Here is a 23279-nt window from a genome sequence, read left to right as displayed (position 1 = left end):
CCGTCCACCGTCCGGATCGCTCGCACGGCCGGGGTGCGCCGTTCGGGCACCTCGGCCCCGAAGGCGGCGGGCGCCGCCCTGCTCCCACTGTGCCACCGCCGGCCGGGGGTGACACGGCGGGGAGGGCACGCGGGGGCCGGGCTCAGTCGGGCACGGTGTCGCGGATCGGGAAGGCGTCGGTGGCGCCGGTCAGTTCGAGCATCCGCAGGATCAGCGGCCGGGGCCGGGCCAGCTCGATCCGGCTGCCGTCCACCGCCGCCCGGGCCTTGGCCCGCAGCAGGGCGTTGAGCCCCGTGGAGTCGCAGAACTCCAACCCGGCGCAGTCCACCACGATGACGGTGGCGGGCTCGGTGAGGGCCCGGTCGAACGCGACCCGCAGATCGGCGATCGAGTCCAGGTCCAGGTCGCCGAGCAGCGCCAGCACGGCCCCCCCGGCCCACGGCCGGATCTCGACGGTGAGCCCCTCGGCCCGGTCGGCGGCGGGTTCCCCGGACTTCGACGGGCGCTGCGCCATGGCTGCGGGCTCCTCTCACACGGTCCGGACCGCACGCGCCGGTCGACGGCCGGCGCTCACATCCCGCGACTATCCGCTGTGCCGCGCCGGAAACCCCTCGGTGCGTCCCGATCGGGCCGGGCCGCCGATCAGCCCGGGCCCGGCCCCGCCGGTCCCCCGGCCCGGTTCCCGTCCGCCGCCGTCACGGCGGGTGGGCGCGGCACCTCCAGCCAGACCAGCTTCCCGCCGCCCTCGGGCCGCGAGCCCCAGGCGGCGGCGAGCCGGTCGACCACCCGCAGCCCGTGCCCGCCCGGGCGGCCCGGCCCCGCGAACGGGCGCAGCCGCGGCGGGACGGGGCTGGCGTCCTCGACCTCCACCCGCAGCCGGTCGCCGTCCCAGCGCAGCCGCAGCTCGCGCGGGCCGCCGGGCGCGTGCAGGCAGGCGTTGGTGACCAGCTCGGAGACCATCAGCAGGACGTCCTCGGCCGCGGCCCGCCGCTCCTCGTCGGCGGCCGGCAGCCAGTGCCAGGACACCAGCGCCCGCCGGCTGAAGTCACGGCTGCGCTGTACCGCGCCGGCGCTGCCCTGCAGCGCCAGCCGCCTGGTCTCCTCCCGGCCCGGCGGCCCACCGTTCGCGGGGCGCTCCACGGTCCGCCTCCTCACCTCGGTCCGGGTGGCACCACGGCCCCGCCGGCGGACCCCTCGCCGGAGACCGCCAGCGCCGCGCGGAGATCTGGGTGGACCCGCAGCACGCTGTCGGCCCCGGTGATCGCGATCAGCCGAGCCACCAGCGGGCCTGGGCCGGCCAGCTCCAGCCGCAGCTCCCCCGCTCCCGCGTCCAGTCGGGCGCGCAGCAGGACGTTCAGTCCGGTCGAGTCGCAGAACCGCAGGCCGGCGAGGTCGACCACGATCCGCTCGATGCCGTCCGCCGACGCCGGCCGGGCGAGCGCGACGCGCAGCCGGTCGGCGCTGTCGTGGTCCAGTTCGCCGGTGACGGTGACGATCCGCACCCGGCCCCGGTCGGCCACCGTGACGCTCAGGTCGTCGGGCTCGGGCTCGCCGGGTCCGTCCCGACCGGCGGGCTCGTGGGATGGCTCGGATGGTCCTGGCATGGCTCGCTCCCGGTCAGACGGGGACGGCGGGGCGTCGCGCCGGACATCATCGCGTGCGCCGTCGCGGGCCGTGCCGGCGCCCGTACCCGCGAGCACACCGGGTACGGGCGGTAGCGCCGACCGTCGGCCGTCCATGCCCCGCGTCTGCCCGAACCCCGCCGGAGCACACCCGCCCGGGGCACACCCGCCGGGGGCGTCCGGCCCGGATCGCGTCCGGGACGCTCCGGGGCCGCGTCCTGGACGGTCCGGGTCGTGTCCCGGACGGGCCGGGGTCACCGTCCACGGACGATCCGGGCCGCGTGCCGGACGTTAGAGCCCGTCCCGACGGGGAAGCCGCACCGGCGGCGGGGGCCGCAGGCCGCTCGCCGGTGCACCCCGGCCGCCCGACCGGGGCGCTCGGACGCACGGAGGGCAGGGAACAGGCCGTGAGATTCCTCGACCGCAGCACCGCCGGACACCAGCTGGCCCGCAGGCTCGTCCCGCTGCTGGGCGAACGGAGCGGCGACGGGGTGGTGGTCCTGGGCCTGGCACCGGGCGGGATGCCGGTGGCCGCCGAGGTCGCCGAGGCCCTGGGCGCCCCGCTCGAAGCCACCGTGGTGCGGCCGCTGGCCGTGCCCGGCCACGACCGCCCGGTCGGCGCGATCGCCGACGGTGACCCCCCGCTGTTCGACCGGTGCAGCCTGACCAGCCTCGGCGTCACCCCGGCGGAGCTGGGCGAGAGCGTCCGGCGGGAACGGGTCGAGGTCCACCGCCGGGAGTCGCTCTACCGCCAGGGCCGCGCCCGGCTGCCGCTGAGCGGGCGCACCGCCGTCCTGGTCTCCGACGGCCTGACCGACGCCCTCACCGCCCGGGCGGCGCTCCACGCGCTCGCCGCCGAGCACCCGCGGCAGCTGATCGTCGCGGCGCCGGTCGGCGACGCCCGGATCGCGGCCGAGCTGCACCGGGACGTGGACGCGGTGGTCTGCCTCCACCTCCCCCGCTACGCGCACGCCGCCGGGCCCTGGTACAGCGACTTCCACGAGGTCACCGACCGCGAGGCGGCCGTCGTGCTCCAGCGCCGCACCCCGCCCGGCCGGCCCCGCGTCGGGCACGCGGCCGCACGGAGCGACCGGAGCTGACAAGCGCCCCTCTCCGGCGTGCGCCGCGCTTCCATCGATCGGCCTGCCGGCACAGCTGGTTGACGATTCATCACATCAACCAGGGCACGCTATGGCGGAGCGGGAAGTCGGGCTAGGATCACGGCATGGTCACCGCCCGGTCGCCGTTGCGTACACGACGCGCCCGCCCCCGAGGGGTGGCGGCGCGGCTGTTGTGGCTGGGCGCCCTGTTGGCGGCCGTGTTCGCGGCCCACGGGTTCAGCGTGGAGAACGGCGCCGGGCACACCGATCCGATCCGGATCGTCTGGTCCGCGCCGGACGGGCCGCAGGCCGCCGACCGCACCCAGCCCGCACACCAGCGGGAGCACGACGAGGACGCCGACCACCCCGGCGGCGAGTGCCTGTCCGGCAAGCCCGAGGACGGCCCGGGCGCCGAGGCCGCCTGGCCGGTCGTCGCCGTCCGACCCGCCCTCGGTGAACAGCCCGTCGCACCCGGCCCGGCGGTCCCGACGGCCCGGAGCGCCGCGGCCAGAACACCCGAACTCCCCCACCGGATCGGTCGACTGAGGGTCTAGACCGGCTCCGGCCCGCGCCCTGCCACGCCCGCCCCGCGGTGCGTGCCGACGTGGGCTGCCGCGTCCACTCCCCCGCCGTTGCCGATCCGCTGCCGCCGTCGTGCGGCCGCGCGGAGTCCCGCCATGCCCGTCCGGCTCCTGGCCGCGCTGCTGCTCGGCCTGCTCTCCCTGCTGCCCTCCGGCTGCGCGCAGCCGGACCACGACGCCCATCCGACCGGCCCCTCCGCGGCCACCGCCCTCTCCTCCACCCGGACCACCGGTCCTTCCGAACCGAGCGGTCTCCCGGAGCGCGACTGTCCGCAGGGAGACAGCGCCGCACCCGCCCTGCGGTCGCCGCGCCCGACCGCCGCGCCCGTCCCCTCCTCCGCCCCGGCGTTCCTCGTCGGCCCCGGCGGCGGGCGGGTGGCGCCCCGCGCGGTGCGCACGGCGACGGCCGCCGCCGTGCGCCGCGCCCGTACGCCCGGGCCGAGAGGCCCGCTGCTGGCCACCGGTCGGTGGCGGATATAGCGGCTCGGCGCCCGCCCGAGTCGCCGAATCCTCCGCCAACCTTCCGACAGGAGACCAGACATGACGTCCCTCACTCATCCCACCGACGACCACGCGGCCCTCAGCGGCCTGGTCGGCAACACCCCGGTCCTGCGGATCGGCGAGCCGCTCGCCCCGGCGGGCCGCGGCTTCTGGGCCAAGCTGGAGGGCTTCAACCCCGGCGGCATCAAGGACCGTCCGGCTCTGCACATGGTCCAGCGGGCCCGCGCCAGGGGCGAGTTGCGCCCGGGCGGCCGGATCGTGGAGTCCACCAGCGGCACACTGGGCCTGGGCCTGGCGCTGGCCGGCATGGTGTACCGGCACCCGGTCACGCTGGTCACCGACCCGGGGCTGGAGCCGGCCATGACCAGGCTGCTCACCGCCTACGGCGCCGAGGTGGAGGCGGTCGCCAGCCCGCACCCGCGGGGCGGCTGGCAGCAGGCCCGGCGCGACCGGGTGGTGGAGCTGCTGGCCCGCCACCCCGACTCGTGGTGCCCCGACCAGTACAACAACCCCGACAACACCACCGCCTACACCCCGCTGGCTCTCGAACTCGCCTCCCAGCTCGGCCACCTGGACGTCCTGGTGTGCAGCGTCGGCACCGGCGGGCACTCGGCCGGCACCTCCCGGGTGCTGCGCCAGCTCTACCCGGGGCTGCGGGTGGTCGGGGTGGACACCGTCGGCTCCACGATCTTCGGCCAGCCCGCCCGCGCCCGGCTGATGCGCGGCCTCGGTTCCAGCATCTACCCGCGCAACGTCGCCTACGACACCTTCGACGAGGTCCACTGGGTCGCCCCGGCCGAGGCCGTCTGGACCTGCCGCCGCCTCGCCGCCTCGCACTACGCCACCGGCGGCTGGAGCGTCGGCGCGGTCGCCCTGGTGGCCGGCTGGCTGGCCCGCACTCAGCCCGCCGGCAGCCGGATCGCCGCGGTCTTCCCGGACGGGCCGCAGCGCTACCTCGGCACCGTCTACGACGACGAGTACGGCGCCGCGCACGACCTGCTCGACCACCCGCCGGCGGACGGCCCGGACGAGCTCGCCCGGCCGGACGAGCGGGAGGTCACCCGCTGGACCCGCTGCGCCGAGGTGGTCGACCCGCTGACCCTCGCGAGCGCCCCCGGCAGTGCCGAGTGAGGGAGCTGACCGCCCAGTTCCGCGGCCACGAGCGCAGCGTCCGGCTGCTGATGGTCAACCAGTTCACCATCAACCTCGGCTTCTACATGCTGATGCCCTACCTGGCCGCCCACCTGTCCGGCGGCCTCGGCCTGGCCGGCTGGACGGTCGGGCTGGTGCTCGGGGTGCGCAACTTCACCCAGCAGGGGATGTTCCTGGTCGGCGGCACGCTGGCCGACCGGTTCGGCTACAAGCCGCTGATCGTGGCGGGCTGCCTGCTGCGCACCGCCGGCTTCGCCGCGCTCGGCCTGTCCTCCTCGCTGTCCGCCCTGGTCGCGGCCTCGGCGGCGACCGGCCTGGCCGGAGCGCTGTTCAACCCGGCCGTCCGGGCGTACGTCGCCCGTGACGCGGGCGAGCAGCGGGTGGCGGCGTTCGCGCTGTTCAACGTCTTCTACCAGGCGGGCATCCTGCTCGGCCCGCTGGTGGGCATGGCGCTGACGGCGGTGGACTTCCGCACCACCTGCCTGGTCGCGGCCGGGGTGTTCGCGGTGCTCAGCGCGGTGCAGATCCGTTCGCTGCCGGCCCGCCGGGGCGCCGAGCCGGCCGGGGGGCCGGAGCGTACGGGTGTCCTCGGGCAGTGGCGCGGGGTGCTGGCCAACCGGCCGTTCCTGCTCTTCGCGGGCGCGATGACCGGCTCGTACATGCTGTCCTTCCAGGTGTACCTGGCGCTGCCGCTGGAGGTCCGCCGGCTGGGCGGCGGCGGCACCGGCGGGACGGTGGCGACGGCGCTGCTGTTCGTGGTGTCCGGGCTGGCCACGATCCTGCTCCAGACCCGGGTGACCGCCTGGTGCCGGGCCCGGATCGCACCGGGCACCGCCCTGGTCGCGGGGGTGGCCGTGATGGGCGCGGCCTTCCTGCCGCTGCTCGCCGCCTCGGCCCTGCCCGTCCCCGGGGCGGGCCCCGGGCGGTGGGCGCTGGCCGCCGGGCCGCCCGCGCTGGCCGCGTTCCTGCTGGCGCTGGGCACGATGCTGGCCTACCCGTTCGAGATGGACACCGTGGTCCGGCTGTCCGGGGACCGCCTGGTCGCCACCCACTACGGGCTCTACAACACCGTCTGCGGGATCGGCATCACCCTGGGGAACCTGCTGACCGGCGCGGCCCTGGACGCCTCCCGCGCGGCCGGGCTCGCCGCGCTCCCCTGGCTGGCGCTGTGCGCGCTCGGGGCGCTCTGCGCGTTCTCGCTGCACGCCCTCCACCGCGGCCGGCGACTCACCGGGCCCGAACCGGTGCCCGCCCGGTAGCACCCGGGCGGCAGCCGCCGAACGGCGGATCCGCGGGTTCACGCCCGAACCCGCGGATCCGCCGACACCCCATCAGGAAGCTTGTACCGAAAGGTCCGTTTCCTCATACTTCCGGTCAGCGCCTGTCAGGAGCAGATCATCCGTCGTGCTTCCGGAGAGCACCGGCCGGGGTCCGCCCACCGTCTGACCGCGCTCCACGGCCCCAACCCTCAGGGCCGCCACCCCTCTGGAGGACATCGGTGAGGACCACGCGCACCACGCCCCGCACCGGCACCAGGCGCCGCTTCCGCCTGCTCGCCGCGACCCTCGGCCTGCTGACCGCGACCGCGGTCGCCGCGCCGGGCGCCGCCGCCGCTCCCACCCCCGCCCCGCAACCGGGGCAGCTCGCGGCGGTCAGCGACGCCATCCTGAACGCCGAGGTCGACGGCACCGCCTGGTACGTCGACGAGGCCGCCGGACGCGTCGTGGTGACCGCCGACAGCACCGTCACCCCCCTCGCGCTCGGTCGGCTGATGAGCGCCGTCGGCACCAACGCCGCCGCCGTCGACATCCACCGCGTCCCCGGCACCTTCACCCCGCTGGTCGCCGCCGGGGACGCCATCTACGGCGGTCAGTACCGCTGCTCACTGGGCTTCAACGTGATGAGCGGCAGCACCTACTACTTCCTCACCGCCGGGCACTGCGGCAACGTCGCCCCCGACTGGTACACCGACGCCAACCACACCACCTGGATCGGCCCGACGGTCAGCTCGACCTTCCCCGGGCACGACTACGCGCTGGTCCGCTACGACAACGCCGCGCTCAGCCACCCGGGCGGCTTCACCTCCGCCCCGAACGCCTTCGTCGGCGAGTCGGTCCAGCGCACCGGCTCGACCACCGGCACCCACGGCGGCACCGTCACCGGACTGAACGCCACCGTGCGCTACACCGGCGGCGGCACCGTCCGCGGCCTGATCCAGACCAACGTCTGCGCCGAACAGGGCGACTCGGGCGGCCCGCTGTACGACGGCACCAAGGCGCTCGGCCTCACCTCGGGCGGCAGCGGCAACTGCACCTCGGGCGGGACGACCTTCTACCAGCCGGTCAACGCGGCGCTCTCCGCGTACGGGGTCAGCGTGTACTGACCGGGCCGTTCGAAGCCTTCGCCGTTCGCAGCCTTCGCCGTTCGGAGCCTTCGAGCCCTCCGAGCGCTCCGGGCCCGCTGCACGCTCCGGGCCCGCTGAGCACTTCGAGCCGCCCCAGCCGTCGGCCCGCCGCACCGGTGCGGCGGGCCGACGGCCCTGTCCGGGGGCGACCGGTCAGCCCGCGTACACGTCCTCGACGTACCGCCCGGCCTCGACCAGCCCCTGCAGCCAGGCCTGCGCCCGCTGCTCGTCCGCCCCCGGGGTGCGCTCCCGGTACATCGCCCGGAAGGCCTCCCGGACGCCCGGCGCCATCCGGGCCCCGTCGCCGCACACGTACACCTCGGCACCGGCTTCGAGCAGCTCCCAGACCTCCGCCGCCTCGGCGGCGATCCGGTCCTGCACGTACCGCCGCCCGTGCTGCGGCCGCTCGCTGAAGGCGGGCCGCAGCGAGACCGCGCCGGCCCGCTCGGCCGCCTCCAGCTCGCCGCGGTGCAGGTAGTCCGCCGCCGCGTCGTCGCAGCCGAAGTACAGCAGCGCCGGGGCGAGCCCAGCCCCCTCGGCGAGCAGCGCCCGGCGGTCGGCGACGGCGCCCCGGAAGGGCGCCAGGCCGGTGCCCGCCGCGACCATGACCACCGGGGTGCGGTGGCCGATCCGGAACGCCTCCCGGCAGGGCTGGACCCGGGCCAGCACCGTGTCGCCGACGGCCACCCGGTCGAGGTAGCCGGAGCCGGTGCCCCGGAAGGCGCCCCGGCCCGAGCGGGCCGGCCCGCTGAGCACCGAGACCATCAGCTCCACCTGGCCCGGGTCGCCGGTGGGCGAGGAGGAGATCGAGTAGTGCCGCGGCCGGATCGGCGGCAGCAGCTCCAGCAGCACCGGCCAGCTGAGCCGCTCCCGCAGGGCCGGGTGGTCCTCGATCAGGTCCAGCAGGGTGCGCGGGTCGTCCTCGGGCAGTGCCCGCAGCGCGGCCTGCTCGGGCGGGCAGGGGTTGAGCGCGGCCAGCGCGGCGCGCTGCTCGGCGCTCGGGCGGTCCTGCAGCTCGACGTGGCGGGTGAGCAGGTCGCGCACCGTCAGCGGGCGGTCGACGGCCAGTCCGGTGCGCCGGTGCGCCACGATGCCCAGCACGGTGTCCGGGTCGGCGCCGAACAGCTTGGCGGCCCGCTCGACCAGCACCGGGTCGTTGGCCGGGAGCACGGTGAGGTGGTCGGCGGTCCGGTAGCCGGCGCCCTCCGGCAGGGCCAGCCGCACCAGCCGCTTGACCCGGTGGTAGGCGGGGTCGGTCAGGCTGCCGACGGCGGTGACGGTCAGCTCCGCCATGTCGTGCCGGGCGGCCAGCGCGGCCAGCGGGCCGCCGGTCACCTCGGTCACCGAGTAGGCGGCCTCCGGCTGCGGCGCGGTGGGGGCGTCGGCGTCCCCGTGGCGCGCCAGCAGGGCCTCGCGCAGCGCCGCGGTGAACTGCCGTACCGTGCCCGCCAGATCGCCGGAGGCGTCGGCCTCGGCGCGGGCCAGCAGCCGGGTGCCGCCGAGCGCGGCGAGCCGGTCGTCGATCAGCGCCGGCACGCGCTGGTAGGTGGCGGCGTAGGTGCGGTCGCCGATGCCGAGCACCGCGTACTCGACGCCGTCGGCCGTCCCACCCGCCCCGAACCGCGGGGAGCCGTCGGTCACTTGCTCCGCCGGGTCCTCCTGCGCCTCCTGCAGCCGGCGCACGAACAGGGCTGCGTCGTCGGTCGGCTGCCCGTTGTACGAGGCGGCGGTGATCACCACCGGCCGACCGGCGGGCAGACCGTCCGCGTAGGCGTCCAGCGGGGCGATCTCGGTCTCGCAGCCGAGGTCGGCGGCGGCCTCCGCGAGCTGCCGGCTGAACTCCCGGCAGGCACCGTAGTTGGAACCGTGCAGGAGCAGCAGCCCGGTCCCGCGGCGGACCCTACCGGGGCGCTCGGCGGCCGGGCCGGCCTGCCGGTCGACGGCCGTCGGCCCGGCGGTGCCGGGAGAGGCGGCGGACGCCTGGACGGGCATCCGCCGGGCGAGCCCGAGGGTGAAGCCGTCGGGCTTGATGGTGAGCGTCTGCTTGAGGGTCAGCCGGTAGTCGGCGTGGTCGATCAGCCGGTAGCGGTGGACCACCATGCCGAGCAGCATGACGGCCTCGTGCAGCGCGAACTGCCTTCCGATGCAGGCGCGTTCGCCGGTGCCGAAGGGCTTGAAGGCGTGCGGGGAGCGGGCCTCCTCGTACTCGGGGTCGAACCGGGACGGGTCGAACAGCTCCGGGTTGTCGCCCCAGGCCGGGTCGCGGTGCAGCATCGGCGTGGTGACGAAGACCGTCTCCCCGGCGCGCAGCGGGATGCGTCCGCCGAGCAGGGTGTCCTCGCGCGCCTCCCGGCTGAACGCGGGCGCCGTCGGCCACAGCCGCAGCGCCTCGTTGAGCACCTGGCGGGTGTGGCGCAGCCGTCCGACGTCCTCGTAGGAGGGCTCCGGGTCGGCCTGGGCGCCCCAGAGCCCGTCCACCTCGCGCTGCACCTGCCGCAGCACGGCCGGGTGCTTGGCCAGGTAGTACAGCGCGAAGGAGAGCGCCCCCGAGGTGGTCTCGTGGCCGGCGATCAGGAAGGTGATCACCTGGTTGCGGATGTTCTCGGCGTCCAGCCGGGTGCCGTCCGAGGGGCGGACCGCGCCGAGCATCAGGCCGAGCAGGTCCTCGGCCGGGCCCTGGACGCCCTCCCCGGCACGGGCGGCGATCACCTCGTCCACCACGGCGGCCAGGTAGTCGGCGTCGGCCCGGAAGGCCGCGTCGCGCTCGTGGTGGTCCGCCTCCGGGTCGCGGGTGAGCTTCGTCATCGCCCAGTCCAGGCAGCGCACCATCGCCTCGACGAAGGGGTGCGGCTCGTCCCGCTCGAAGGAGCCGAAGTCGAAGCCGAAGCCGGCCAGTCCGATGGTGTCCAGGGTCATCCTGGTCATGTCGCCGGGCACGTCCACCGGCAGTCCGGCGGCCTCCCGGCGGTCCCAGGCGTCGACCAGTCGGCGGGCCACCCGCAGCATCACCGGGTGGTAGGTGCGCATCGAGCCGAGCGCGAAGGCGGGCATCAGGATGTCGTGCGCCCGGGCCCAGTTGGGCTCGTCGTTGAACGCGGTGAACAGGCCGTCGCCGGTGAACTGGCGGACGTTCTCCAGCGCCGGGCTGATCGACTTGGTGAACCGGGTCTCGTCGGCCAGCTCCGCCACCAGCTCCAGGCCGCTGACGACCAGGGTGTCCCGGCCGTGCAGCCGCTGGACGAAGGCCGGGCCGTGCTCTCTGGCCAGTTCCATGGTGCGCAGCATCGGGGCGGCGAGCGGCGGCGCCGACGAGATGTCCACCAGCGGGACTCCCCGGCTCCGGGCCCCCGCCGCCGGCTCGTCCTCGGTCACGCTCTCCACGGTCTCGGTCATCGGTGTGCCCCTCCCACAGCAGGAAACTTTCGGCTTCCCCCACTGTGCGCCCACCGGGCGGGAGCCCGGGCCCCGGTCACTACATGATTGTGTAGTACCCGGGGCCGCCACGGGCTTGCCCACGAACCGTCAGCACCGGCCCCCGGGGAGGAGAACCACTCATGCGTACGACCGAGGGCTGCGGCCCGGTGCCGGACGACGGGCTGGAGGCGGCGGTGATCTGGCGCAACCGGGCGCTGCGGCTGCTGGACCACGTGCCGCTGCCCATCGCGGTGTGCGAGTTCGGCGGTCGGATCCTGATCGTCAACCGCGCGATGGCCGCCGAATTCGGCCGTTTGCCGGGCCAGTTGCGCGACCGTAGGATTCTGGAGTTCTTCACCCTGCGGGACAGCGGCACCCTGGAGGCGCTCACCGAGGCCGTCCGGCTGCACCGCCGCTCGCAGTACCCGGCCCGGGTCTCCTGGACGCCCGCCGACGGCCGGGAGCGGCAGGGCGAGATGACCGTCGCCCTGGTCGGCGACACCCCGGAGCAGACCCCGAGCCTGCTGCTGTCGCTGAACGCGGCGGAGCCCGCGGGCGAGGCGGCCCCGCCGCCCGGCCCGCGGGCCGGGGCCAGCCCGGTCGAGGCCCGGATCCTGGCCGCGGCGGCCCGTGGCGACACCACCGCGCAGATCGCCCGGGAGATCGGCGTCACCCCGGACGGGGTCAACTACCACCTGGCCCGGCTCTCCCGCCGCTGGCGCGTCCCCAACCGCACCGCCCTGGTCGCCCGGGCCTACGCCACCGGCGTCCTGCTCCCGGGCAGCTGGCCGCCGCAGCCGGCCGACTCGCTCTGACGTCCTTGTGCGGAGGGGAAGTTGATCCTGGACCGGGCGGCGACGGAAGCGGCATGCCGCCCGTGATCAGGGCCGGGCGGCCCCGCCCGGCGCCGCCCGCCGCTCCGCCTCGATGAACGCCGTCGTGGCGGAGGGGTTCTGGAACGGCCGCCCGTAGGCCTCCCCGAGCCGGACGAGGGTGGTGACCTCCGTCGTCCAGCCGTGCCCGTCGAGCCACTCGTCGGTGCCGGGGCCGAGCCCGCCGCGCCACAGGCCGGTGAGGTGGGCGAGCGCCGGATCGTCCGGTGTACGGCTGAGGTCCCGGCCCTGCTCCAGCAGCAGCCGGCTGCCCGGGGCGGCCAGCCCGGCCACCGCCGTCAGCAGGGCGGCCGCCTCCTCGGCGGTGAGGTAGACCAGCAGCCCCTCGGCAAGCCAGACCGAGCGCCGCGCCGGGTCGAAGCCGGCGGCGACCAGCCGCTCGGGCCACCGCGGGTCGAGCAGGTCGGCGGGCAGCGTGGTGCGCTCGGCGTTCGGCGCGGCGCCGAGCCCGGCCAGGACCTGTTCCTTGAAGGCCAGCACCGGGCCGAGGTCGAGTTCGAACACCCGGGTGCCGTCCGGCCAGTCCAGCCGGTACGCGCGGGTGTCCAGGCCGGCCGCCAGCAGCACCACCTGGTCGGCGCCCGCGGCGCGCAGCCGGTCGTCGTAGAAGCGGGTGCGCAGGATGCCGTGGGCGAGCAGGGCCTTGGCGAAGCCGCTGTCCGCCCCGGTGGGTGCCAGGTCGAGACCGGCGGCGGCGACGAACGCGGCGGCGTACGGGTCGACGAAGAGCGGATCGGGCCGGGAGCTCTCGTAGGCCCGCACCCGGGCGACGGACAGGGCGGTGCGGGAGACCGGGCTGAGCGGTTCGGAGGTCGTCATGCCCGGCAATCTACATCGCTACCGATGCATCGGTGAAGATGTATTCTGGCGGACATGGACGGCGTGCAACTCCTCAGACTGGGCAAGCGGTTGACCGAACTCGGCCGAGCCCTGATCACCGATCCGGCCTCCGAGCACCTCACTGCGGGGGAGATCGCCGTGATCTCCGACGTGTTCCGCCACCCCGCGTCCTCCGTCCAGGAGATCCGGGTCCGCACCGGCTTCGCCCAGAGCCACGTCTCGGTCTCCGTCGCCCGACTGCGCGAACGCGGCCTGCTCGACGCCGCCGCCGACCCGGGCGACGGGCGGCGCACCCTGCTGACCGTCTCCGAGTCGGCCCGGCGCGCCATCCACGCCCACGTCGCCCGGCCCGCCGAGCCGGTCATCGCGACGGCCGTCCCGGACCCGGAGAAGGCACGGCGGGTCACCGAACTGCTGGACGAGCTCGCCGGCCTGCTGCTGCCCTGACCGGACTGGTGCGACCTGCCCGACCTGACGGCGACCTGACGCGACCTGAGCCGGCCTGCCAGGCCTGCCCGACCTGACGCGCCGCCGATCGCCGAGGGCCGTTCGACGGCCGCCGAGGAGCGCCGAGGACCGCCGAGAAGCCTCCGCCGCGCGGGAATTCCACAACTCCGTCACAAGCTCCGCCGCCTGCTCCCGGCCCGGCGCCGTTCCCTGCCATCATCCCGACTGAGCCCGGGAGCCGCCCGGGCGTGGCCGGAGGGAGTGCGATGGACGCGCGGATCAGGGTCGCCGGCGGCGACGGGCTGCGGGAGACCGCGGAACTCCGGGACTGGTTGCGCCGCGGGAGCGGCCCGGCGGGGGCGGTCCGCCCGCTTCCCGTCCGGCCCGCCGACGGGGAGCCGGGCGGGACGACCGAGGTGCTGGAGATCGCCCTCGGTGGCGGCGGCGCCGGCGCGGCCCTGGCCGGGGCGCTGTCGGAGTGGCTGCGGACCCGCCACCCGGACGTGTCCCTCGAAGTCACCACCAGGCGCGGCCGGGTCACGCTGACCGCAGGACAACCGGAGCAGGCGCGGGCCGTACCGCTCCTCGCCGAGGTGCTGGGCGACGACGATGAGTGAACTCGCCGACCGGACCCCGGCGCCACCCCTCCGCACCGGCGACCCGGCCCACCCGCACAAGGCCCGTGCGGCCGCCCGCCTCGTGGCCCGTACCCTGCTCGTCCTGACCGGTGTGGCCGCCGTCGCCCTCGGCTTCGCCCGGTTCACCGACACCTACGACGAGGTGTTCGCCTACCGCGACGCCCCCGCCTGCGCCGCCCTCGCCGGCCCGCCCGCCACGGACTGCACCACCCGGGAGACCGGCCGGGTCACCGGCAGGAAGACCCACTGGGAGGGCGAGAACACCAGCCACCAGCTGACCGTCTCCCGCGAGGCGGCACCCGACCGCACCTACTACGTCTCCGAGGACCTCTACGACAGCACGCGGACGGGCGCCGACGTGGACCTGACCCTCTGGAACGGCCGCGTCGTCGAGCTCTCCCACGGGGGCCACCGCAACGCGATCATCACGGCCCCCTGGCGGTCCGTCCTGGAACTGTCCCTGCTGATCGGCGCGGGCACCGCCCTCGCCGTCCAGACCCTGCTGCGGGGCCACCGGACCGGCTGGAAGGCCCCCGCCGCCGCCTACCTCGTCATCGCCTTCCTCGCCTTCTTCGGCAGCACCACCATGATCACCATCGGACTGGCCTTCGCCATCGCCCTCACCGTCGGGATCACCGGCTGGCTGGTCCTCACCGCCGGCGTCACCGTCCTGTTCTGGAACACCCGGTAGGACTCCGCCCGGAGGGTGCTCGGGCAGCCGGCCCCGGGTTCCCCCACCGAACCGGGCTTCCGGCGCGGACGGGGCGGCCGGTCGAGCCGAGGCTCGGCCGGCCGCCCCGCCGTTCCGGCCCCGCGGTCAGTGCAGCCAGGGCTGGTAGTGCGGGTTGTCCACGCAGCCGGACTCGACCAGTGAGGCGGTGGCCCGGTCGACCGGGCAGGCCCGGCGGATGAAGTGCCGGTCCACGCCGCCGGGGAAGGCGACCTCCACCTGGTCGGCGTACTGGTGCTGGTCGCCGATGGGGGCCGCTCCAGAGCGCCTCCCCGCTGGGGTCGAGGCAGCGGAACGGGGCGGTCTCGGTCTCGGCCGCGGGGGCGGCGGCGGCCAGGCTCTCGGGGGTGAGCACGACGGCGCAGGCGAGGGCGACCGCGCCGGCGGCCGTGCGAATTCGAATGTTGATCACGACCGCTACCCTGGCCGCCCGCCGCCCCCGAGGTGCCGCAACCCACCCGTTCGAGGGCGCGCCGGCGAATCGGGTTGACGCGCTCGGCCGTCAGGCGAGGACGACCGGCGTACCGCTCAACTCCACGCCCGCCTCATCCAGTTCGGCAACGGCCCGGACGGTGGTCTCGGCGGACACGCCCGCCGTGTAGTCGAGCAGGACCCGGACCGCGAAGTCGGCCCGCACGCCGTCGAGCGCGGTGGCCTTCACGCAGTGGTCGGTGGCGATGCCGACCACGTCCACCTCGGTGATCTCCCGCGCGCGCAGCCAGTCGGCGAGGGCGGTGCCGTCCGCGGCGAAGCCCTCGAAGCCGCTCTTGGAGGCGGAGTGCGCGCCCTTGTAGAAGACCTCGTCCACCTTCCGCTCGGCCGCGGGGGCGAAGTCGGGGTGGAACTCGCCCCCCTCGGTGCCGGCGACGCAGTGCACGGGGAAGGACTCCTCGAAGTCCGGATGGTCGGAGAAGTGGCCGCCCGGGTCGAGGTGGTGGTCGCGGGTGGCGACGACGTGGGCGTACTCGCCGCCGGCGGTGCGCTCGACGAGCTCGGCGATGGCGCGGGCCCGCCCCGCCCCGCCGCCGACCGGAACGGCCCCGCCCTCGCAGAAGTCCCTCTGCACATCGACCACGATCAGTGCACGCCCCATGGCACAGCCCTTTCTGACGGAACCCCCGGCTCCCCACCCCTGCCCGGCCGGCCGACGCGGTGCACCTCGCACGCGCGATGTTCACCCGGCCGAGTACACGCCACACCGGCGTTGACGCACCGCCCAGGCCGCCCCGTCCCCGGCCCCCTCCCCCGGACGTCCGCCCGGCCGCGCGAACGTCCGCCGCGGCCGGGGCGCTCACCGGTGCGGCAGAATGGGATGAAGATCATTTCCCCCGGGAGGGTGTGTGCTGCTGCTCGACCTCGACACCGTGGCGCCTCGCGAGCGCGTGGATGCGTTCCACCACGCGTTGACGGATTCGCTGGTCCCCAACGACGTCGCCCACGAGGAACCGGAGACCGGCATCCGCGCCCGCATGGAACTCTGGCGCATCGGCGGACTGGACCTCTTCGCCACCCGGAACTCGGGTTTCCAGGTGCGGCGGACGGCCCAGCACGTGCGCCACCACCGCAGCGACCCGATCGTCTCGGTCTCGCTCCAGCCCCGGGGCGTCCACCGGGCCGAGGTCGCGGACCGGCGGACTCTCCTGGGCTCCGACGACATCTGCGTCTTCCACGAGCTGTCGCCCCGGGTGTACGGCTGGTCCGGCGACGGGGCGTCCCAGGCCGTCATGTTCGACATGAACCGCCTCGGCGTACCGGTGGACACGGTGGTGCGGGCGTCCCTGCGGTTGCGCGCCAGTCCGCTGTACGGCCTGGTGCTGGAGCACCTGCGGGGCGTGTGGCGTGATCCCGGCCGGCTGGAGCACGACCCCGGCGCGGAGGCCCTGGCGTCCGCCACCACGGAACTCGTCCGCGCCCTGCTGCTGTCGGCCGCGCACGCCGAACAGGCCCCCGAGGTCAGGTCGACGATGGACGAGACCCTGCTCACCCGGATCACGGCCTACGCGCGGGCCCACCTCGCGGACCGCGACCTGACGCCGGAGCGGATCGCGGCGGAGCACGCCGTCTCGGTCCGCCGGCTCTACGCCCTGCTCAGCGGGGCGGGGATCAGCCTGGAGCAGTGGCTGATATCCGAGCGGCTCGGGAAAGCACGGCGCATGCTGGCCTCCCCGCGGTACGACCGCCTGACTGTCGCCGCCGTCTCCGCCCGCTGCGGGTTCAGCAGCCCGAGCCACTTCAGCCGCCGCTTCCAGGCGGCCTACGGGGTCTCCCCGAGCGAATGGCGGCGGCAAGGCGGCGCGGTCGCCACGGACGGGGGCGGGTGACCCGCCGGGTCGGTCGGAGACAGGTCAGCCCCCGGGGTACAAGGGTCCGGCACTTCCCGCAGACAGGGGCAAGAGCCGTGCACCGTGGGGCAACGCGTCGGTGTCACCGTGTGTCGAGGACACGGAGGGATGACCACGATGACGACTGCCACGACCGAACAGCGGCGGCGGCCCCCCGCCGGCACCGCCGCGCTGCGCGGGCTGATCGAGCGACTCGCGGAGTCGCTCCGTCGGTCCGTCACCCTGACCGACGCCGCGGGCAGGCGCATCTGTTCGAGCCGGCACTACGACGACGCGGACCCGGTCCGCCTCTACAGCCTGCTGCAGGGGCGGGTGAGCAGCGAGGTCGCCCGGTACGTCCGCGACCAGGACGTCGTCCGGTGGTCCAAGCCGGGGTTCCTCCCGGGCCGGGAGGACCTCGGGCTGCTCCCCCGCTACTGCGTGCCGCTGCGTGAGCGCGGCCACCTCCTCGGCCTGCTGACGGTCATCGCACCGGACACCTCCCTGACCCCCGAGGAGACCGGGACCGTCGCCCGGGCGACGCCCGCCGTCATCGGCCAGCTGTACGCCGACCAGGTCGCGGCCGACGCCCGGAGGACCGCCGAGCAGCGGCTCCTGCTGTCGCTGCTGGACGCCGACCCCGCCGCCCGCGCCGACTCCCGCACCCGGATCCTGGACGACGGGCTGCTGCCGGACGCCCCCCACGCGGTGGTCAGCATCGTGCAGGTGGCTCGCTCCCGGGTGTCCCCCGGGCAGGTGGCGACGGCACTCCACGGCGCGCTGGAGGGATTCCGCCGGACCCGATCGGCACACGGCGCCTTCGCGGTCGCCTCGCACCGGGCCGTCCTGCTCCAGGCCGCCGACCGGCCGCTGACCCCGGAGGCGCTCCGCGAGCAGTCCGCCCGCATCAGGGAAGCCCTCGGCGCCCGCCTGGGCGCCTCGGCCGCTCCCGTCATCGGCGTCGGCGGCCACCAGAGCGGCCTCGCCGACGCCTGGACCTCCCACGAGCAGGCACTCGTCGCGGTACGCGCCGCACGCCGGATGCCCGGCCTGGACGGCATCGGCTGCTGGGAGGACCTCGGCGAGTTCGCCGTGCTCCTGCAACTGCCGGACCACGCCCTGAACGAGTCCCTGCTCCCGAAACCGCTGCGCGCACTGCTGGAGTCCAGCGGCGGACACCGCCTGGAGGCGACCCTGCGGTGCTTCCTCAATCACGCGGGGTCGGTCCCCAGGACCGCCGAAGCGCTCCGGATCCACCGCACCTCGCTCTACTACCGGCTGCGGCAGATCCAGGACGTCACCGGACTCGACCTGGACAGCGGCGCGGATCGCATCACCCTCCACCTGGGCCTGCGCATCCGGGAACTCCTGGTCTCCCTCGGCGCGTCCGGCGACGACGACCGGCCCCGGGAGCATGCCGCCGGGGCCGTCGCCCACGGTCGGGCCGAAGCCGCGTGACTGCCCGGCGGCCTGCCCTCCTTCCGATGGCGGCGCGGCTGCCCTGCTACCGGCGCCGGCGCGGCTGGCCGAGGACGTAACAGCGCAGGTCGACGTCCTCGGGCAGGGCCGGCCTGGCGCCGGGGAGGGCGACGGCGCCGACCGCCACGACGAACGTCCTGGTCACGGCGTCGCTGCCCTTCTTGGTCTGCGGGGCCTGGAAGAGCAGGTAGCGGGCCGACAGGTAGTCCTGGACGGTGAGCCGGGGCCGGGCCAGGAGGCCGAGGGCTGCGGAGTGCAGGACGGCGCTGTCCCGGGGAGCGGGGGTGGCGGTGTAGACCGGCCTGCCGCCGGTCTCCAGCCGGGAGGCGTCCAGGCCCCGGGCCGCGGTCCGGGCGACGAGCTCGGCGTCGGCGCGGCGGGCGGCTTCGCCCCGCAGCAGGCGGTTGCCGGCGACCCGCCGTCCGTCCGGCAGCAGCACCCGGTTCTGCAGGGTGTCGCCCCTGACGCCCTCGGCGGCGAAGCGCAGTTCGGCGAGACGGCCGTAGCGGAGCATGGCCTCCCAGGCCGGGGTCGCCCGGCCGCCGGTGTAGCTGTGCGTGGCCTGGTCCCACCGGGCGCCCTCGCGCAGGCGGCCGACGTCCCCGAGGCGGTCGTAGTTGGTGTCGCCCTCCCTGATCGGGGTGCGGAAGCGCTCCGGGTCGAAGGCGACGCCGCCCGGGGGCGGGCCCATCGAGACGGCGAGCCGGTAGCGCCAGTCGACCAGGTGGGCGTGGACGGCGGCCAGCGCGGCCACCCGGGCCGACCGGTCCGCGGCGGCCCGCCACATCCGGGCCAGCAGGCCGGCCGCCTCGGTGGCGGCGCTCGCCTGCTCGGCGGCGAACGCGCGGGCCCGGACCTGTCGGGCGGGGTCGGCGAAGCGCAGGGCGAGCGGGCTGGTGGGGAAGTCACGGGAGGTGATCGGCGCGATGGCCATGGCCCTCTCTCCTCGTCTGTCCGAGCGGTCCGAGCGGTCCGGCCGGGGCTTCGGCCGCCACTCGGTCAATAATCGGGTGTCGCCGTTCAGTTCGGGACTGGTAGCGTCCCCGACGTGGCAAAGCTGAACCAGATCATCGCCGTCGAAAAGGGCGTCAAGTCCAAGTCCTTCCAGGAGCTGACGCAGGCCCACCAGGACCTGCAGAAGCCCGCGCTGCTGGCCGGGATCTCCCGCACCTACCAGCCCAAGGACGAGGAGGGCGAGCAGCTGCCGCCGGAGTCGACCCGGGTGCAGCTGAAGGCCGAGGACATCCTGCGGTCGACCGCGAACACCCTCACCCGGCTCTTCGACGTGACGGCCACCAAGGACTGGGCCAACGTCGACGCCCGCGCCGACGTCGTGGTGGACGGCCAGGTGCTCCTCCCCCAGGTGCCGGTGCCGTACCTGCTCTTCCTGGAGAAGCAGCTCACCGACCTGTTCACCTTCGTGAAGAAGCTGCCGGTGCTGGACGCCTCCGAGTCGTGGAACCTCGACCCGTCCACCGACTCCTGGAAGACCGAGCCGGTGCGCACCATCCGGACCAAGAAGGTGCCGCGCAACCACGTCAAGGCCGAGGCCACCGAGAAGCACCCGGCCCAGGTCGAGGTCTACTACGAGGACATCGCGGTCGGCTACTGGACCACGGTCAAGTTCTCCGGTGCGCTGCCGGCCCGCCGGGTGAACGAGCTCGCCGACCGGGTGGAGCGGCTCCAGCAGGCGGTCAAGTTCGCCCGCGAGGAGGCCAACGCCGTCGAGGTCACCGACCAGCGGGTGGGTGACGCCGTCTTCGGCTACCTCTTCCGGTAGCCCGTGAACGCCCGCCCGGGGAGCCGGGCGGGTGCACCGAGCGCGTCCGAACCGTTCCGGGAGAACCGGGCGGGGACGCTGCGCGGTGCGAAAAGCTGACACTGATGTTGAAGCTGACCAGGGGTTTCGGTGGAGGTTCGAATCCTCCCCCCGGCACCACCGGCCGGGGTGGCCCAAGCAGGCAGAGGCAGACCCCCTGAATCTCAGACTCCCGCTCCAGTCTCAGCATTCGCCGCCGAACACCGGATCGACCGGGCGCGGACGAATATCGACGAATGCAGGTTCGAGTCCTGTCTGTGCCGCTCCGTGGCACGGTAGTTCAAAGGCAGAACGCGTCGATTTCAATCTGATCCGCGACCCTTAAACGTGCCGGTGTGCGCAATTGGGCGGCAAACAGGGGCCCGGGAGCTGGCTACGCTCCCGGGTCCTGTCGCTCGTCCAGGGCCGCCGACTTCCCGCGCGGCGCAGGCGAGTTGGCTAGACTGCGGCGGGCCTGGCATGATCACCGACGAAGGGGCAGGGAATGAGCACCGACGAGACCGTGGCGACGGCCGCCGCGTTCGGGTCCGACGAATCGGCCGCCCTGCACATACGTCAGGACATCCCGCACAGCGCCCGGATGTACGACTACTTCCTCGGCGGCAAGGACAACTTCGCGGTCGACCGTGAGGCCGCCGAACGCGTCCTGACCGTCTTCCCCACCATGCGCACCGCGGTCCACGCCAACCGCACCTTCATGCGCCGCGCCACCCGGGCCCTGGCCCGCCGCGGCCTGCGCCAGTGGCTGGACATCGGCACCGGCATCCCCACCTCGCCGAACCTCCACGAGGTCGCCCAGGCCGTCGACCCGCGGGCCCGCGTGGTCTACGCCGACAACGACCCCGTCGTCCTGGCGCACTCCCGCGCCCTGATGACCAGCACCCCCCAGGGCCGCACCGCCTACGTCCACGGCGACGTCCGCGACCCGGCCGCCATCCTGGCCACCCCCCAGGTCCAGCAGACCCTCGACCTCACCCGGCCCCTGGTCGTGTCGATGGTGGCCCTGCTCCACTTCGTTCCCGAGCTGGACGACGCCCGCGCCATCGTCGACCACCTCCTGGCGCCCCTGCCGGCGGGCTCCGCGCTCGTCCTCTCCCACGCCACCGCCGAACTCGACCCGGCCGGCGCCTCCCAGGTGGAGAAGATCTACAACCAGGCCGGCACCTCCCTGCGGCTTCGCCCCAAGGCCGAGTTCGCCACCCTCTTCGACGGCCTCGACCTCCTCGGCCCCGGCATCGTCCCCGCCCACCGCTGGCACGACGACGGCACCGGCACCCCCACCGACGACGCCCTCCCGGCCACCGTCACCGACGCCCAGGTCTCCTTCTACGCGGCCGTCGCCGTCAAGCCCTGAGACCCGCGCAGGACACCACCCCGCCCGGCGCTCCGGCCCGGCACCGGGCGGGGCTTGAAGCCGAACTGGACAAAGTAGGATGACGTAACTCCCGCGCTACGCGCGAAGAGTTCCATGAATACTCCATTTGTCCGATTCATCTACCGCTTCACACGCACGGAGCCACCCACATGGACAACCTGTCCACCGCCGAAACCGGCGGCGCGATAGAGACCCGCGGCATCGAACCCGTCCCGGACGACGAGCGCCGGGGCAGAGTCCGCGAGCTCTTCCCGACCTGGGTCGCGGCCAACATCAGCGTCCTGCTCCTCACCATGGGTGCGGCCCTGGTGGTGTTCAACCAGTTGAACTTCTGGCAGGTCCTGATCGTCGCCGCGTGCGCCGCGTTCGCCTCCTTCGGCATGGTCGGCGTGGTGTCGGTCTCCGGGAAGTGGGGCGGAGCCCCCGGTGCCACGCTCTCCCGGGCCACCTTCGGCGTGCGCGGCAACCTCTTCCCCGGCGCGATCCTCTGGATCGCCCGGTTCGGCTGGGAGACGATCAACGCCGTCACCGGCGCCTACGCGGTGCTGACCGTCCTCGACCTGCTCTTCGGCGTGAAGAGCAACACCGCGCTGATCGTGATCACGCTCTTCGCCTTCGTCGCCTGCACCTTCCTGGTCTCCGGGATGGGCCGGAAGGCGCTGAACGTCTGCAACACCTGGTCGACGTACCTCTTCGGCGTCTTCAGCATCCTGGTGCTGGGCTACCTGGTCGCGACCATGGACTGGAGCGAGGTCTTCGCCAAGCCCGCGGGCACCACCACGATGATGATCGCCGGCATCGGGACCATCGCCGCCGGCGGCATCAGCTGGGTCCCCACCGGCCCGGACTTCGCCCGCTACCTGCCGCACTCCGCCTCCGGCCGGAAGATCGCCGGCGTGACGGTCTCCGGTGCCGGCCTGGTGATGGTGCCGATGGTGCTGATGGGCGCCGTGATGGCGGTGGCCTCCCCCGGCCTGGCGCAGGCCGCGGACCCGGTCTCCTTCCTCGGCGACCTGCTGCCGACCTGGCTGGCCGTGCCGTACCTGCTGACCGCGATCGTGGGCATGCTGCTGATCAACAGCCTCTCCATGTACTCGGCCGGCTTCACCGCGCAGACCATGGGCGTGAAGCTGCCCCGCGCCATGGCCGTCAGCATCAACGCCGTGATCTCGCTGGTCGGCGGCCTGCTGCTGATGCTGGTCGCCAAGAGCTTCCTGGGCTCCTTCATCACCTTCCTGGTCCTGCTCGCCGTCTCCTTCTCGGCCTGGATCGGCGTCTACGCGGTGGACATGTTCCGCCGGCGGTCGCGCGCGGTGCGCTACGACGCCGCCGCGCTGATGGACACCGGCAGGAACAGCCGCTACTGGTACGTGGGCGGCTTCTGCTGGCAGGCGATGGTGTCCTGGGTGCTCGCGCTGCTGATGGGGCTCGCCTTCACCAAGTGCGACTGGTTCGCCGGACCGCTCTCCGACACCCCCGTCGGCCGGTACGGGCTCGCCTGGGCGGCGACCATCGTGATCTCCGGCGCGATCATGGCCGTCCTCCCCACGCCCCGGGAGAACACCTCCGGCACCGCCGGGCGGACCGCCGGCCTCCAGGCGGAGCGGACCGAACAGGTCACCGTCTGACCGCACGACGCGCGCCTTCCGCGCGCCCGCCGGACCGCCCGGTCGCCGACTCAGCCGAGTCGGCGGCCGGGCGGTCCGGTTTCACGGCCGTGTCGCACCCGGCCGCCGGCCCGCCTTCATCGCCGCCCGCGACGTCACCCCGCTGCCGTCCTGACCCGGGTCGTCCGACACGGATCGACCTCTTTGTCATCCCCTCAGGATCACTCGCCGCCATCGGCCGCGAGGCAGCCCTCGCCCGTCGTCCGTACGTCTGCCTCCCCGGCACGGCACTCGCCCGGTTCGGCCAGGACGCCCGCGCGCTTCGCGGGTCCGGCGGCTGGCCGAATCCGCACGGC

Annotated in this window: 23 protein-coding genes; 15 read left to right on the top strand and 8 right to left on the bottom strand. The window is 74.7% G+C overall.

Going from position 1 to position 23279, the window contains the following annotated elements; all coding sequences use genetic code 11:
• Positions 1–142 precede the first annotated feature (142 nt).
• The 3 genes from ACZ5GH_RS34580 to ACZ5GH_RS34570 all read right to left on the bottom strand — a co-directional run bounded on the left by ACZ5GH_RS34580 (position 143) and on the right by ACZ5GH_RS34570 (position 1604).
• Positions 143–514 (bottom strand): STAS domain-containing protein, encoded by a 372-nt coding sequence (locus ACZ5GH_RS34580; RefSeq protein ID WP_387757398.1) that lies wholly within the window; start codon positions 512–514, stop codon positions 143–145.
• 128 nt (positions 515–642) lie between these two features.
• Positions 643–1140, bottom strand: coding sequence for an ATP-binding protein (locus ACZ5GH_RS34575; protein WP_387757396.1), 498 nt, complete (start codon positions 1138–1140; stop codon positions 643–645).
• Positions 1141–1151: 11 nt separating this feature from the next.
• Positions 1152–1604 carry an STAS domain-containing protein gene (locus ACZ5GH_RS34570; RefSeq protein WP_387757395.1) on the bottom strand — a complete coding sequence of 151 codons (453 nt, stop codon included), beginning with the start codon at positions 1602–1604 and terminating at the stop codon, positions 1152–1154.
• Between the two features lie 425 nt (positions 1605–2029).
• Between ACZ5GH_RS34570 and ACZ5GH_RS34565 the strand changes: the two genes are divergently transcribed.
• The 6 genes from ACZ5GH_RS34565 (at position 2030) to ACZ5GH_RS34540 (ending at position 7339) form a co-directional block, all read left to right on the top strand.
• Entirely contained in the window at positions 2030–2722 is a 693-nt protein-coding gene (locus tag ACZ5GH_RS34565; protein WP_464336288.1) for a phosphoribosyltransferase, read from the top strand.
• Between the two features lie 125 nt (positions 2723–2847).
• Complete coding sequence (locus ACZ5GH_RS34560; protein ID WP_464336287.1) at positions 2848–3276, top strand: hypothetical protein; 429 nt, start codon at positions 2848–2850, stop codon at positions 3274–3276.
• Between the two features lie 123 nt (positions 3277–3399).
• On the top strand, positions 3400–3783 hold the full coding sequence (locus ACZ5GH_RS34555) for a hypothetical protein (RefSeq protein WP_464336286.1): 384 nt from the start codon (positions 3400–3402) through the stop codon (positions 3781–3783).
• A gap of 60 nt (positions 3784–3843) precedes the next feature.
• Positions 3844–4935 (top strand): PLP-dependent cysteine synthase family protein, encoded by a 1092-nt coding sequence (locus ACZ5GH_RS34550; protein WP_464336285.1) that lies wholly within the window; start codon positions 3844–3846, stop codon positions 4933–4935.
• A gap of 50 nt (positions 4936–4985) precedes the next feature.
• Positions 4986–6215, top strand: coding sequence for an MFS transporter (locus ACZ5GH_RS34545; RefSeq protein WP_464336924.1), 1230 nt, complete (start codon positions 4986–4988; stop codon positions 6213–6215).
• Between the two features lie 239 nt (positions 6216–6454).
• Complete coding sequence (locus ACZ5GH_RS34540) at positions 6455–7339, top strand: S1 family peptidase (RefSeq protein ID WP_464336284.1); 885 nt, start codon at positions 6455–6457, stop codon at positions 7337–7339.
• A 174-nt stretch (positions 7340–7513) separates the two neighbouring features.
• Here the strand turns inward: ACZ5GH_RS34540 and ACZ5GH_RS34535 are convergent, their stop codons facing one another.
• Positions 7514–10753, bottom strand: a complete 3240-nt coding sequence (locus tag ACZ5GH_RS34535; RefSeq protein ID WP_464336283.1) for a bifunctional cytochrome P450/NADPH--P450 reductase — start codon at positions 10751–10753, stop codon at positions 7514–7516.
• A gap of 161 nt (positions 10754–10914) precedes the next feature.
• Between ACZ5GH_RS34535 and ACZ5GH_RS34530 the strand changes: the two genes are divergently transcribed.
• Positions 10915–11589, top strand: a complete 675-nt coding sequence (locus ACZ5GH_RS34530) for a helix-turn-helix transcriptional regulator (RefSeq protein WP_387757385.1) — start codon at positions 10915–10917, stop codon at positions 11587–11589.
• Positions 11590–11655: 66 nt separating this feature from the next.
• On the opposite strand, the gene ACZ5GH_RS34525 is transcribed toward ACZ5GH_RS34530, so the two are convergent.
• Entirely contained in the window at positions 11656–12486 is an 831-nt protein-coding gene (locus ACZ5GH_RS34525; protein ID WP_387757384.1) for an SAM-dependent methyltransferase, read from the bottom strand.
• Between the two features lie 54 nt (positions 12487–12540).
• On the opposite strand from ACZ5GH_RS34525, the gene ACZ5GH_RS34520 reads away from it, so the two are divergent.
• The 3 genes from ACZ5GH_RS34520 to ACZ5GH_RS34510 all read left to right on the top strand — a co-directional run bounded on the left by ACZ5GH_RS34520 (position 12541) and on the right by ACZ5GH_RS34510 (position 14283).
• A complete protein-coding gene (locus ACZ5GH_RS34520; protein WP_464336282.1) occupies positions 12541–12954 on the top strand; it encodes a MarR family winged helix-turn-helix transcriptional regulator in 414 nt (137 codons plus the stop codon).
• A 266-nt stretch (positions 12955–13220) separates the two neighbouring features.
• Positions 13221–13571 carry an effector-associated constant component EACC1 gene (locus tag ACZ5GH_RS34515; protein ID WP_387757381.1) on the top strand — a complete coding sequence of 117 codons (351 nt, stop codon included), beginning with the start codon at positions 13221–13223 and terminating at the stop codon, positions 13569–13571.
• Positions 13564–14283, top strand: a complete 720-nt coding sequence (locus tag ACZ5GH_RS34510) for a hypothetical protein (RefSeq protein ID WP_464336281.1) — start codon at positions 13564–13566, stop codon at positions 14281–14283. The genes ACZ5GH_RS34515 and ACZ5GH_RS34510 overlap by 8 nt, the downstream gene beginning before the upstream one ends.
• 126 nt (positions 14284–14409) lie before the next feature.
• Here the strand turns inward: ACZ5GH_RS34510 and ACZ5GH_RS34505 are convergent, their stop codons facing one another.
• Positions 14410–14571 carry a scabin-related ADP-ribosyltransferase gene (locus ACZ5GH_RS34505; RefSeq protein ID WP_464336923.1) on the bottom strand — a complete coding sequence of 54 codons (162 nt, stop codon included), beginning with the start codon at positions 14569–14571 and terminating at the stop codon, positions 14410–14412.
• A gap of 253 nt (positions 14572–14824) precedes the next feature.
• Positions 14825–15415, bottom strand: coding sequence for an isochorismatase family protein (locus tag ACZ5GH_RS34500; RefSeq protein WP_387757376.1), 591 nt, complete (start codon positions 15413–15415; stop codon positions 14825–14827).
• Between the two features lie 247 nt (positions 15416–15662).
• Between ACZ5GH_RS34500 and ACZ5GH_RS34495 the strand changes: the two genes are divergently transcribed.
• Both ACZ5GH_RS34495 and ACZ5GH_RS34490 read left to right on the top strand, forming a co-directional pair.
• Positions 15663–16643: a helix-turn-helix transcriptional regulator gene (locus ACZ5GH_RS34495; RefSeq protein WP_464336280.1), complete on the top strand. Its 981-nt coding sequence runs from the start codon at positions 15663–15665 to the stop codon at positions 16641–16643.
• Positions 16644–16781: 138 nt separating this feature from the next.
• The gene (locus ACZ5GH_RS34490; RefSeq protein WP_464336279.1) at positions 16782–18101 is read left to right on the top strand and encodes a PucR family transcriptional regulator; all 1320 of its coding nucleotides are present in this window, start codon (positions 16782–16784) and stop codon (positions 18099–18101) included.
• Positions 18102–18147: 46 nt separating this feature from the next.
• Here ACZ5GH_RS34490 and ACZ5GH_RS34485 read toward each other — a convergent pair whose 3' ends face one another.
• A complete protein-coding gene (locus ACZ5GH_RS34485; RefSeq protein ID WP_464336278.1) occupies positions 18148–19056 on the bottom strand; it encodes a hypothetical protein in 909 nt (302 codons plus the stop codon).
• A gap of 114 nt (positions 19057–19170) precedes the next feature.
• On the opposite strand from ACZ5GH_RS34485, the gene ACZ5GH_RS34480 reads away from it, so the two are divergent.
• From ACZ5GH_RS34480 to ACZ5GH_RS34470, 3 genes are all read left to right on the top strand, one after another.
• Positions 19171–19902 carry a DUF7873 family protein gene (locus ACZ5GH_RS34480; protein ID WP_387757370.1) on the top strand — a complete coding sequence of 244 codons (732 nt, stop codon included), beginning with the start codon at positions 19171–19173 and terminating at the stop codon, positions 19900–19902.
• 523 nt (positions 19903–20425) lie between these two features.
• On the top strand, positions 20426–21295 hold the full coding sequence (locus tag ACZ5GH_RS34475; RefSeq protein WP_387757368.1) for an SAM-dependent methyltransferase: 870 nt from the start codon (positions 20426–20428) through the stop codon (positions 21293–21295).
• Between the two features lie 170 nt (positions 21296–21465).
• Complete coding sequence (locus tag ACZ5GH_RS34470) at positions 21466–22944, top strand: purine-cytosine permease family protein (protein WP_387757367.1); 1479 nt, start codon at positions 21466–21468, stop codon at positions 22942–22944.
• Positions 22945–23279 lie beyond the last annotated feature (335 nt).

This window comes from Kitasatospora sp. Xyl93 (assembly GCF_055383135.1).
The sequence above is the reverse complement of the archived record's forward strand: the minus strand, read 5'-3'. Positions and strand labels throughout refer to the sequence as shown.